Source organism: Shewanella marina JCM 15074 (assembly GCF_000614975.1).
Taxonomy (GTDB): Bacteria; Pseudomonadota; Gammaproteobacteria; order Enterobacterales; family Shewanellaceae; genus Shewanella; species Shewanella marina.
The window spans coordinates 1-13272 of sequence record NZ_BALM01000017.1 but is presented as its reverse complement, the minus strand read 5'-3'; the positions used below and the strand labels follow the sequence as shown (position 1 = coordinate 13272).

At 32.2% G+C, this 13272-nt stretch carries 12 protein-coding genes; all 12 read left to right on the top strand.

Annotation, left to right across the window (positions count from 1 at the left end; genetic code table 11):
* Window positions 1–425: 425 nt before the first annotated feature.
* Window positions 426–3251: an SLBB domain-containing protein gene (locus tag JCM15074_RS13195; protein ID WP_025821621.1), complete on the top strand. Its 2826-nt coding sequence runs from the start codon at window positions 426–428 to the stop codon at window positions 3249–3251.
* 153 nt (window positions 3252–3404) lie between these two features.
* On the top strand, window positions 3405–4370 hold the full coding sequence (locus JCM15074_RS13190; RefSeq protein WP_025821620.1) for a Wzz/FepE/Etk N-terminal domain-containing protein: 966 nt from the start codon (window positions 3405–3407) through the stop codon (window positions 4368–4370).
* Complete coding sequence (locus JCM15074_RS23675; RefSeq protein WP_148300795.1) at window positions 4367–5329, top strand: nitroreductase family protein; 963 nt, start codon at window positions 4367–4369, stop codon at window positions 5327–5329. Before JCM15074_RS13190 ends, JCM15074_RS23675 begins: the two co-directional genes overlap by 4 nt.
* Before the next feature lie 14 nt (window positions 5330–5343).
* On the top strand, window positions 5344–6552 hold the full coding sequence (locus JCM15074_RS13180) for a polysaccharide pyruvyl transferase family protein (protein ID WP_025821618.1): 1209 nt from the start codon (window positions 5344–5346) through the stop codon (window positions 6550–6552).
* Window positions 6552–7478 (top strand): glycosyltransferase family 2 protein, encoded by a 927-nt coding sequence (locus JCM15074_RS13175; protein ID WP_084267008.1) that lies wholly within the window; start codon window positions 6552–6554, stop codon window positions 7476–7478. The genes JCM15074_RS13180 and JCM15074_RS13175 overlap by 1 nt, the downstream gene beginning before the upstream one ends.
* Before the next feature lies 1 nt (window position 7479).
* Entirely contained in the window at window positions 7480–7884 is a 405-nt protein-coding gene (locus tag JCM15074_RS13170) for a sugar 3,4-ketoisomerase (RefSeq protein WP_025821616.1), read from the top strand.
* A 20-nt stretch (window positions 7885–7904) separates the two neighbouring features.
* Complete coding sequence (locus JCM15074_RS13165) at window positions 7905–8339, top strand: acyltransferase (protein WP_234400230.1); 435 nt, start codon at window positions 7905–7907, stop codon at window positions 8337–8339.
* Between the two features lie 3 nt (window positions 8340–8342).
* Complete coding sequence (locus JCM15074_RS13160; protein WP_025821614.1) at window positions 8343–9446, top strand: DegT/DnrJ/EryC1/StrS family aminotransferase; 1104 nt, start codon at window positions 8343–8345, stop codon at window positions 9444–9446.
* Entirely contained in the window at window positions 9443–10612 is a 1170-nt protein-coding gene (locus tag JCM15074_RS13155) for a glycosyltransferase (RefSeq protein ID WP_025821613.1), read from the top strand. The genes JCM15074_RS13160 and JCM15074_RS13155 overlap by 4 nt, the downstream gene beginning before the upstream one ends.
* Complete coding sequence (locus tag JCM15074_RS22160) at window positions 10593–11477, top strand: glycosyltransferase (RefSeq protein WP_025821612.1); 885 nt, start codon at window positions 10593–10595, stop codon at window positions 11475–11477. Before JCM15074_RS13155 ends, JCM15074_RS22160 begins: the two co-directional genes overlap by 20 nt.
* Window positions 11462–12649 (top strand): hypothetical protein, encoded by a 1188-nt coding sequence (locus JCM15074_RS13145; protein WP_025821611.1) that lies wholly within the window; start codon window positions 11462–11464, stop codon window positions 12647–12649. The genes JCM15074_RS22160 and JCM15074_RS13145 overlap by 16 nt, the downstream gene beginning before the upstream one ends.
* Window positions 12650–12663: 14 nt before the next feature.
* A partial coding sequence (locus tag JCM15074_RS24205; protein WP_148300794.1) for an acyltransferase family protein occupies window positions 12664–13272 on the top strand: 609 nt, incomplete at its 3' end.

Sequence of the window (13272 nt, the reverse complement as noted above, 5' to 3'; positions counted from 1 at the left end):
GGTTAGTGGGGCACGTTGGAAGCCATAATCCATGGGCGGTAGCGTGCCTGAAAGGCAGTGGAGTGAAAAGTTTCACTCCACTAGCGAAGCCGAAGGGGCCTTGGTTTGTAAAGATGGTCCCCGCCACGCGGACGGTAGCGTGCCTGAAAGGCTGCAGAGTGAAAAGTTTCACTTCGTTAGCGAAGCCGAAGGGCCTTGGTTTATTAAGATGGTCCCAGCCACGCAGAACCATGTGAACCAAAAAGGCTAATATTGGATTGGGACTGAACGGCTCTATTCTGCGAAAAAATTTATTACTTACCTAATCAAAAATAAAGCTCACAACTTTGAGTTTTATACATAAAATTTCAGTGCGTCGTTAAAAACGGTAACTGCAATCATTCAATTAATATTATTTAGATGTTTATTTACGGTGGAGATAACTGGTGTTACATAAAGTCCAAAAACTAATTATTGCGGCTATGAGTGTAATGGTACTCATTAGTGCTCAAGCGTATGCAATTACGCCTTCGCCGCAAATGATTGAGCAGTTCAAAAACTTACCTAAGTCTGAGCAGATGCGTTTAGCACAGCAATATGGTATCGATCCTGCTCAATTTACAGGGCAATCTAATAACCAATCTCAACAGTTAAATAATCCTCAAATTGTCAATCCTCGTGCTAATACGCTTGAGCAAAACTTACAAGTTCAACAACAAAAGAACTTGGACTTTGCTGAAGATAGTGCAAAGCAAGCATTAAAACCCTATGGTTATGATTTGTTTGCCGGTGAGCCAAGTACCTTCGCACCCGTTACTGATGTACCCGTGCCAAGTGAATATATTATTGGCCCTGGCGATAACATTAAAGTGCAGTTATACGGTAAAGACAGCCAAGAATATAACCTAATGGTGAATCGTGATGGCACGATTCAATTTCCTAACTTAGGTCCTATTAGTGTGGCTGGATTAAGTTTTGCTGAGTTACGCAAAAGTTTGTCTACACAAATTTCACAGCAGATGATTGGTGTTCAATCGAATATCACGTTGGGTGAGTTACGTTCAATCCGTATCTTTGTTGCGGGTGATGCATATAAGCCGGGATCATATACCGTTTCAAGCCTATCAACTGTCACTCAAGCATTATTTGTGGCTGGCGGTATTAATGACATTGGTTCGTTACGTAATATTCAAGTAAAACGTAACGGCAAATTAGTGGGTCGTTTAGATTTATATGACCTATTGATGCACGGTGACGCTAAAGGTGATATTCGCTTGCAGTCAGGTGATGTGGTATTCATTCCATCAGTCGGTGCACAAGTGAGTGTTGATGGTGAAGTACGTCGCCCCGCTATTTATGAACTTAAAAAAGGCGATGACATGGCTGATGTTATCGCGATGGCAGCAGGATTAAAAGCGGGGGCTTATCCTAAGTCTAGCCAAATTGAACGTTTTAATCGCTCAGGATTAAAAACTGTAATTAATTTAGACCTTACCGCTAAAAATGGTAAGCAACAATTAGCTCATGCTGGTGATTTTGTTCATATCAAATCATCATCTAATCAGTTTGAAAATGCGATTACCTTAGTTGGTGCCGTTGTTCGTCCTGGTAAATATCAGTGGTTTAATGGTGAGAAGATCAGTGACTTATTGCCGTCATTATGGGGTGATTTAGCACAGTCTGCAGACCTTGATTATGGCTTAGTAGTTCGTGAAATTAACGAGTTTGGTGATATTGAGGTGCTACAATTTGCACCTGGTAAAGCGATTAAGAACAAAGATCTTGTGAATGATATTGTGCTTAAACCGCACGATAAGGTGATTATTTTTAACTTTAGTGATGAATTACAAAATCGCTATGAGTTAAACAAAATTGTTAAAAATCGCGTTGAAAAAGTGACTGAGCTTAATAAAGAGCTTAATGCTTCATTAGCCGACCCAAGTCAGCAAATTCAAACGCAACAAGGCAATGCAGCAAAGCAAACTGCAAATGATGACAGCCTAGTAGGCAGTGACTTATTTGAGGCAGGTTTTAGTCAGCTACAAACGCAGCAATTAAAACCATTAACAAGCCTTGCCGGCATTGCAATTGCAGGTGGCAAAGATAATAACACAGCAAAACAAACCTTAATTAAAGGTGTTGTTAATAAAATGCTAGTTAATCTATTCAATGATAATGATTTAATTCGTGTTTCAGGCGTGATGAATCGCAATGAGTTACTGTACCCAATTATTGTTAAACTTAATAACCAAGGCCGTGCAGGCAAAGCCGTTAGTATTGTTGCTGTTACAGGTAAAGTTCGTCACCCTGGTATTTATCCTTTAGCTGTAGGCGGTAAAATTAGCGATTTAGTTCAAGCGGCTGGTGGATTAAAAGAGGGCGCTTATACTGCAAGAGCAGAATTAACCCGTACTATCGTTAAACAGGGTAATTCAGATACAAAACACTTCAACGTTGATTTAACCCAAGCAATGCAGAATAGCGCAAGTGATAATATGAGCTTGCATGGTCGCGATATTTTAACTGTGATGACTACGCCTGATTGGCAAGAGAATAAAACAGTAGAAGTTCGTGGTGAGGTGAAGTTCCCGGGTATCTATAACATTCGCCGCGGTGAAACGTTAAAAGACATTATTGCCCGCGCTGGTGGTTATACAAAGTATGCATATTTGCCGGCAGCGGTATTTGTGCGCGAGTCAATTAAAGAACAAGAACAGATTGAAATTAAAAATCTAGCAGACCAAATGCGCCGTGATATTGCTACCCGCGGTATTTCAAAAGATGGTCAAGTGGTTAACTATGCCGATGCACAGTTAATGCTAAATGATTTAGGTAATATGAAAGCCGTGGGGCGTTTAGTTGTTGATTTACCCGCACTGGCAATGGGTGTTAAACAAGCTGATTTGCAGCTTGAAGATAACGATGTGTTATATGTGCCATCAACCAAGCAAACAATCGCTGTAATGGGTGAAGTGCAACATCCTGCATTCCATCGCTTTAAAACGGGTTTAACGGTTGAACAATACTTGACTATGTCAGGTGGTCCACGTATCCGTGCTGATGATGATAGAACTTATATTATTAAAGCTAACGGCTCAGTTGAAATGCCATCTCATTCATTCTGGTTTAGTAATGCAGAACAGCTATCACCTGGTGATACTATCATTGTACCGCTTAATACTGAGTATAAAGATAATATGACTTGGTGGACTCAGGTAACACAAATTATTTATAACAGTGCCGTTGCATTGGCAACGATTAATAACTTATAGATTTGATTTTAGTCTAGATAAATTAAGCCCAACCCATGTTGGGCTTAATTATGAGTGTTTACTTATAACGTTAGAAGAATAGTTTTTATTTGAAATAAGTAAGCTGAATTGTTTGTCATCGATATGACGTTAACTAAAAGAAAAATATCTTAAATGAATTCAAATACTCCACAACATTATCAAGATTCAAATTTTGAGTATCCAAAACATGAAAATGCGATTGATTTGCGTGAGTTATTCAGCGTAATTTGGCAAGGGAAGTGGATAATTCTTGCTATTACTTTTATATTTGCAGTCGGGGCTGTTTTTTATTCACTCTCACTACCCAATATTTATAAGTCGCATGCGTTATTAGCACCTGCAGAGTCACAGCAGCAAAATGGAGCATTAGCATCATTAGCTGGACAGTTTGGAGGTTTAGCTTCAATGGCCGGTATCAATTTGGGGGCGGGAAGCAATGATAAAACTCAAGAAGCGATAGCAGTAATGAAGTCTCGAGAGTTTATTGGGACTTTTATCGAGAAACATCAGATTCTCCCAGAATTAATGGCAGCTAAAAATTGGAATCAAGATTCAAATGTCATTAGTTATGATTCTGAATTGTATAATGCTAAGGAACAAAAATGGGTAAGAAAAGTTAAAGCCCCATTTAAAGCAGAGCCTTCACAACAAGAAGCTTACAAAGTTTTTATGAAGAATTTTACAGTGAGTACTAATAAAAATAATGGGATGGTAACGGTTGCTATTGAGAACATATCACCTAATTTAGCAGCTCAATGGGTAACCTGGTTAGTTGAAGATATAAATCAGACAATGAAACAGCGTGATGTTGCTGAGGCTACAAGAGGTACGCAGTTTTTAGAGCAACAATTAGCTAAAACTAACATAGCAGATATTAGAACTGTGTTATATCAGTTAATGGAACAAGCAGCAAAAACAATAATGTTTGCTAATGTTCGCCAAGAATACGCATTTAAAACTATTGATAAAGCATACATTCCAGAAGAAAAATTTTCACCTAAAAGAAGTTTAGTCGTTATTTTATTTACGATGTTAGGGCTTGTTTTTTCAACTATATACTGTGTTATTCGATATGTTGTTAGGAAAATTAAAAAGTGAAGAATATAATTAGGAAGGTAATCTATTATTTTGAAATGGAAATTAATTTCTTTTATGATTATCTTAGATTCAAAAAACATTATGGTAAGTTAGGTAAATTAAAGAATTCTGATCAATCATCAGCTTGGTTGTTACAAGATTGTCATCGAATAGAAAAGGCTTTAACTTTACCAAATCCAAGACGTAATTTTGGTCGAGCTGTTCTTGAAAGATTAATTGGAAATATTCATGTTCATCAAAATATTGCAGGTAAGGATAAATATTACTATTTTGCACTATCTGCGCTTGAACTTTATAAATCTTATCATTTAGAGCAATGGGGAAGTCTACCTGATTTTTATAATGAATTGGTTTCAACTATTGATAAAAATGATTTCATTGATTTAGAAAATAAGGTAGATAATAGATCATTTGCTTTGTTAGATCATGAAAATGTAAACTTTATCGATATGTGTGAATCTCGTTTTAGCTGTAGAGATTATAATCTAGATAAAAAAGTTTCTAGTAAATTAATAGAAAAAGCTGTGAGAACAAGCATTAAGACCCCATCTGTTTGTAATAGGCAACATTGGAAAATTCATATTTTTGAAGGTGATAAGCTTAAAGAGTTATTAGCATTACAAAACGGAAATACAGGATTTGGTGATAAAGTACCTTATTTAGCCGTTGTGACATCAAATTTAAATAGCTTTTATGCACCAATAGAGAGATATCAGCAATATGTTGATGGTGGAATGTTTTCTATGTCTTTTATATATAGTCTTCATTCATTAGGAGTTGCGTCCTGTGCACTTAATTGGTCTGCAACTGTAACCGCTGACTTAAAACTTCATAAGTTACCGTACTTTGAAGAAAATGAATCGGTAGTAATGTTTATTGCTTTTGGTTATCCAAATGATAATGCGTCTTATGCTTTGTCAACCCGTAAAGACTTAAATGAAATTATCAATATTCATTGATTTAAGAGATTAATATGAAAAAAGTTTTACTAGTAGGAAATGGTTCGTATACAAATAGAGGTTGTGAGGCAATTTTTAGAGGTACTAAAGAGATCCTAGATAAAGAATTACATAATCCAGAATATACAGTTATTAGCTATTTCAACTCTGATGAAGACTTTAATATACAAAAGAAGAAAGATAAAGATTTGGAGCTAGTAAAGCATTATAAAGTAAATAGATTTAAATCTCGTGATTTGACTTGGGCATATTATAACTTTAAAGAGTTACTATCTAAGTTGTCTAAAACTAAATATTTTCATGAACCAATTTCATCTAATATTGATTCGTTTGATGCAGTGCTCTCTATTGGTGGTGATAATTATTCATTAGATTACGGTATACCAAAATTATTTACAGATTTTGATGAGTATTCTTTATCTCATGGTAAACCAACATTTATTTGGGGAGCTTCAATTGGTCCATTTTCAGCTAATCCAGATTATGAGAAAGTGATCGCTGAAAAGCTTAAAAAAATCACAGGGATATTCTGTCGTGAATCTGAATCAGTAAAATACCTGAAGTCCATAGGTGTTAAAGATAATGTTTATTATGTCGCTGATCCTGCTTTTTGTATGGTACCAAAAGTAGTTGAAGATATTGATAGTATTGTTAAATCATCATCAATAGGATTAAATTTTAGTCCGTTAATGGCTAAATATATTACTAATGGGGATATGGAAAAATGGCAGGAATTATGTGTAAATATCGTCAAAGGTGTTTTAGATAAAACAAAAGCAGACGTTATACTCATTCCTCATGTAATTTCATCTCATTCAAGTGATAATGAGTTTTTAAGAAAAATTCATAATGAAATCAATTCTGATAAATTATCATTATTAGGTGATAACTATTCTGCTGCTGAGTTAAAATATATCATATCTAAATTGAAAATATTTGCAGGTTCTCGTACTCATGCGACAATTGCAGCTTTATCTAGTGAAATACCAACAATTTCATTTTCATATTCAATGAAAGCAAAAGGTATAAATAAAGATATATTCGGTAAACTTTATAACGATTTTTGTATTGAACCTCAAGATATGAATGCTGAATATGCAATTAACAAAATTTCTATGCTTTATAGTTCAGATAAACAGGCAAAAGATATTCTAGCGTCAACAATATCTGAAATTAAGGAAAGATCTTATTCAGCTGCAAAAATATTAAAGTCATTAATATAATGAAGATAAGTATAATAATTCCTCTTTACAATAAAGAGGATTACATACATCAGACTTTAACATCTTTATTGAGTATGGATACTGTTGATGGGATTGAAACAGATATAATCGTTATTGATGATGGCTCTACAGATAAAAGTGCTGAACTTGTAAATAGCATTAAGAGTGATAAAATTCATTATTTTAAGAAAAACAATGGTGGGCCATCGTCAGCACGTAACTTTGGAATTTTAAAATCATCAGCTGATTATATCTTTTTATTTGATGCGGATGATATAATTAAATCAAATGCTTTATTAATATTTAATGATAGTTATAAATCATTACCAAATGAAGATGTTTACTGTTTTAGTTATGACAAAACCTCGCAACATAATAATACTAAGCTAACCAAATCATCTATAATTCGAGTAAATAATTTTTATAAACGTTGGGCCACAGGAAATTTCTTTTGCAGTTCATCAATAATAATTAATAGAGAATTTTTACTCTCTAATAATTTATTTTTTGAAGAAAATGTTAGAAGTGGTGAAGATCAACTTCTGTGGTTTAAGATAAATGAAATTACTGATTTTATTTACAACAGCCAGATTATTGCAACTTATAGAGATGAAATTCAAACTTCAATTACCAACAGTTATGTTGATTTAGATATTAATGATTATGTTGTCTATTTAAGTAATTTTTTACAAGATAATAGAAATATTAAATCTGATGAATATAGATCAATAAAAAAAATTATGGAGTTTAGTTTGCAACGAACTGTTATTGCAAATTTAAAATTAGGGAATAGAGGAAAAGCATTAACATTATTGCGAGAATATACTTATTTATTGTTAAATGTAAAAAATGCAATTAGATTTCTGATTTGTTTTATTTCTCCCAAGTTTTATAGATATTTAACTTCTTCAATGCGAGCAAAATAAGATGAGTTTAATTAAGACTGTTGATTTACAAGTGCTTGGTGATGAACGTGGTTCATTAGTATCAATAGAATCATATAAAAATATTTCTTTTGAAATAAAAAGGGTATATTACTTATTTGACACTAAATCAAGCGTTTCTAGAGGATTCCATGCTCATAAAGAATTAAAACAACTGGTTGTTGTTGTTAGAGGTAGTTGTAAGTTCATTGTCGATGATGGACTATCTCAAGAAAGTATTGTTTTAAACGATCCAAGTAAAGGTTTATTAATTGAATCTTTTCTTTGGCGTGAAATGCATGATTTCTCAGATGATTGTGTGATAATGGTTTTAGCAAGTGAACATTATGACGAGAATGATTACATTAGAAACTATGATGACTTTATCAAATACGTAGGTTCACTATGATTCATAAATTAGCTGATTGTATGTCTGATGATATAGGTGAAAACACTAATATTTGGCAATTTTCAGTAATCCTTTCAGGCGCAAAAATTGGTAACGATTGTAATATTTGTGCGCATACATTAATTGAAGGTGATGTGTGTATTGGTAATAGGGTTACAGTTAAATCAGGTGTATATATTTGGAGCGGAATTAATATTGGGAATGATGTTTTTATTGGCCCCAATGCGACATTCACGAATGATATGAGACCGCGATCAAAAGTATATCCAGATTGTTTTTTGAAAACCAATATTATGAATAATGCGTCTATTGGTGCGAATGCAACAATATTACCAGGCATAACAATAGGTGAGTATGCAATGGTCGGTGCTGGAGCAGTAGTTATTCATGATGTTCCTGCATACGCTGTTGTTGTTGGTAATCCTGCTAAAGTAATTAAATATTTAGAGAATTAAGAGATGATTCCATTTTTAGATTTAAAAGAAATTAATGCTCAATATCAAGAAGAACTAAAAAATGCCTGCGCTCGTGTTATTGATTCTGGGTGGTACATTACAGGAAAAGAATTAGAGATATTTGAGAAATCATTTGCAGAATACTGTGGTGTGAAACATTGTGTTGGTGTTGCAAATGGTTTAGACGCATTAATTTTAACTCTTAATGCATGGAAATTAATGGGATTACTAAAGGATGGCGATGAAGTTTTAGTTCCTGCTAATACTTATATTGCATCTATATTAGCGATAACTCAAAATAATTTAATTCCAGTTTTTGTTGAACCTAATAAGAATTCATTTAATCTTGATGTCTTTAATTTAAAAGATTATTTATCATCCAAAACGAAAGTAATACTTGCAGTACATCTTTATGGACAAATTTGTCCAATGGATTCTATTACTGAATTTGCGAAAGAAAATGATTTATTAGTATTAGAAGATTCAGCTCAAGCACACGGAGCAAGTTTAAACGCTAAAAAAGCGGGAAGCTGGGGTAACGCATCTGGTTTCAGCTTTTATCCTGGTAAGAATCTAGGTGCTTTAGGTGACGCGGGAGCTATTACTACTGATTGCAGCGAACTTTATTCAACATTACTTGCTTTAAGAAACTATGGTTCTCACGAGAAATATAAAAACTTATATGTAGGTTATAATTCTAGATTAGATGAAATTCAGGCAGCTATGTTAGCTGTAAAACTAAATTATTTAGATGGTGAAATTCATAATCGTCGTGCGATTGCAAAAAGATACTTAAAAGAAATAAATAATAATTTATTAGAGTTGCCAAAAATCGAACATGAAGAACAACATGTATGGCACCTTTTTGTTATAAAAACTCAATATAGAGAAGAGTTAAGTCAGTATTTAACGAATAATGGTATTTCGACTTTAATTCATTATCCAATTCCTGCTCATAAACAAGATTGTTATTCACAATATCATAATTTGTCTTTACCTATTACTGAAGAAATTCACGAGCAAGTTTTATCTTTACCTATTTCTCCTGTGATGAGTGAAAACGATGTTAGTCTGATAATTAATGTTATTAATGGTTTTAAACTGTGATTAATAAAATCAAGATTTTGGTAAAGAAAAATAAAATTTTAAAGTCGCTCTATGAACTATTATTTAATCGACCAAAAATAAATATTTTTTCTGCTCATCATGATAAAAAAGTACTATTTAGTTATAGTACTTATCATTTTAAAAATAAGAATTATTTGGGGCATTCTAATTATAGCGAATCTTATATTATTGCAAAAATATTTGATGAACTAGGGTACAATGTTGATGTGGTTGACAATGATAAAGTTTGTCGCCTTGATTTATATAGTTATGATATTGTTTTTGGAGAGGGGCTTCCCTTATACCAAGCTGTAACGCTAAATTTAGATGCAAACATTATATACTATGCAACTGGGTCACATCCTTGGCAATGCAGTTCTGCTTCTTTAAGTAAATTAGTAAATTATTATAAGTCAAGTAATTACCTTGCATCAGAGTCCTTACGATTACAGGATTATCGTTGGGGAATAGCTGCAAGTTTATCGAATTCAGTAATATGTATTGGTAATGAGGTGACTAAAAAGACATTTGTAGATAATGGTGTTGATAATATTTATTTAATAAATCCAACATTTCATGCCGAAGCTTCTATGAGTCAAATTAATAAGACTCATAGAGCTATGAGAAGTGTCTTATGGTTTGGTAGTTATGGGTTGTTACACAAGGGACTTGATACTGCGATAGAAGCCTTTAGACATATGCCTGATTGGACACTTCACGTATGTGGGAAAACATTAGAAGAACATAATTTTATCAATTCTCTCGATTTACCCCCTAATGTTGTTGTACACGGTTTTATATCCATAGAATCAGATACATTCAAAGAATTAGCCAGTAATGTCGGTTATGTTTTACTTTCATCAAGTTCTGAAGGTATTGCTACAGCAGTGTTAACTGCTATGGGGCGTGGAAAAATGATCCCATTGGTTTCTAAAGAATGTGGTATTGATGTACACGATTTCGGCTTCTTATTGGAAAATCTAGAATATACATCAATCATAAAATTACTTAATAAATTAAATAATCAGTCAATTGAAGAATTAGAATTAAATTGTGTAAAAGCCCAACACCATGCATATCAAAATTTTACAATTGAACAATACGAATTAACTATGCGTTCTCACCTTCTGGCTTGTATATCAAATTATGAAAAATCCCCTAGTTAGTGTTATCGTTCCTGTTTATAACCATCAACAATATATTGTCGAATGTTTAGATTCAATTTTCGAACAATCGTATAAAAATATAGAAGTAATAATTATTGATGATGGTTCTAATGATGATTCTGTTAAAGTTATAAATGAATATATTAGCGATAAGCAATTAAATATTTTTAAATTATATACACAATCAAATCAAGGAGTCTGCAAAACACTAAATAGGGGGGTAACACTCGCAAAAGGTGATTTTATAACTATATGTGCTAGTGATGATATCTTGGTATCCGATAGTATCAGTGCAAGATTAGATTACCTTGTCAATAACGAAGACCTATTAGGTGTTATTGGTGATGCACTTTTAATTGACTCTGATTCAAATATTGTTGATTCGAGTGCAATGCAGAAATTGTATAGAGCTAATTATAATCGGTTAGTTCACAATATTGTGTATGAACAAGTGCTAAATTGGAGTGTTGTCGGGCCAACATTTATGTGCAAAAAGTGCTTGTATGATGTAATTGGCTTATACGATGAGAAATTATTGGTTGAAGATAGAGATTTTTATTTAAGATTATTAGCGATCAATAAACTCGGCTTTATCGAAAAATCGGTGGCTGGGTATCGTATTCATTTGAACAATACAAGTCGGAAATCTATAAAGTCAATCGCAAATGTATTAAACCAAGTTGCCATATCTAATATAAATCATGCCGAAAAATTTAAAGGTATCTTAAATGTATTTCTTAAAAGTCACAAGATAGACTTATATTTATTAAAAGGAGAGTTTAATTACGTAAGGTTCTATATTCTTTTTTGTGTTAGGGCTTTTCGTAAATTATCTGCACGGTTTATTTTATGCTTTCAGTCCTAGATTTAAGTAATACAGCCTTATATATATCTTCAATTATACTTGTCTTTATGATTTTGAGATCACTTTATAATGATAGATATTATAGCTATATAAATCCATTTTTTTGGCTTGGTGTATTGTTTTTTCTATATTTTAACTTGCCAGCTTTCTTTTCTAGTGACATAAATTTTTACTATAGTTGGAATATTTCCACAACAAGTATTGTTTATGCTAATTTTCTGGTATCGTGTACTGCATTATTATTTTCAATTTTACTTTATTTTAAAGCTCCGAGGTTTGATACAACAAAAGCAATTGAAATTTCTGGTTGGATTAAATTTTTTTGGGGCATAATAACCAGTTACCTATTAATTGTTTTAGCCTATAAGATATTAACCAATAATTTATTTGTAATGGATTATACTGGTACAACTGATACATATAAAATTAAAAATTTAGCTTATCTGTTAATATCAATTTCTACAATATGTTATTGCAACTCTAAGAAAATTATATACTTTGCTCCTAATTTATTAATTGCATTTCTAGATATGGCTGAAGGAAGTCGTACTACCGCTGCAATTGCATTAATTCCAATATTCATCTGTGTAGCCATTGTTAAACGTCGGATGTTTCTTGTCCCTATACTGACTATTTTTATTTTAATGTTGGTTGTCGGAATAGTTAGAAGTTCAAATGTAATATCAGATGTACCTTGGTATTTAAATGCAATAGGTGAGTTTAGAGAGACCTATATTACTCTGCCTATGTATATCTTAGATGATAAGTTTACTTCTGATGGTACATTGTTATCATTACTCTCAGCTTCTTTCTTTGGTATACTACAGCCATTAAGAGAACTATTATTACAACAAGTTACCTTATCTGGAGGCTATGCTTATACTGATATTTCGAGGGGATATGGGCTTGGGTCTAATTTTCTAATGGATTCGATATATTATGGATATTCAGTCTTAGTTTTAACTTTAATTCTTTTAACTGCAACATCAGCTGTGTTGTATAAAAATATTAAAAATTCAAATATTTATACGTGTCTCATTATTGTGTCATATATGATAATATTTTTAAGGTTATCAATTAGAGAAGGTTTCTACTTAAATCTTGGGTTGACATTCTTTCTTCTCATATTTTACGCATTGCCAATTATTGCCATTAACAAATTTTTTAAATAAGCGAAATATTATATATGTTAATAAGTATACAGGTTATGAGAGGTTTTGCGGCGATATTAGTTGTATTTTATCATATATACTATATCTCAAAGCTCTATTCAGACTATAACATCCGTCATTTTGAATTGCTGCACCTTGGCGTTGATATATTTTTTATATTAAGCGGTTTTATTATGGTTTATATAATAAACAAAGGTGATAGTTTTTCGAACAATATGATTTTGAAGTTTTTAAAAGATAGGATTATTAGGATTGTTCCACTTTATTGGTTTTTTACTATAGTAATGTTTTTATCATATATATTTATATTTGATAAAGAGAAATCAATTATTGAGTTGTTAAAAAGTTTATTTTTCATTCCTTATTATGATTCTTTTAGTTTTGGTATTTACCCTATTTTAGGAGTGGGTTGGACATTAAATTATGAAATGTATTTTTATTTTTTAATCATTATATCTATTTATCTATTTAGAAGTAATTACTTCAAGCCTCTTGTTCTTAGTATGGTATTAATTTCTGTTTTTGGTTATTTCATTATTGATGATAATACCATAAGTAATAATCCATTTATTTATACTTATTTTAACCATTATTTATTAGAATTTTGCATTGGTTTGATTATA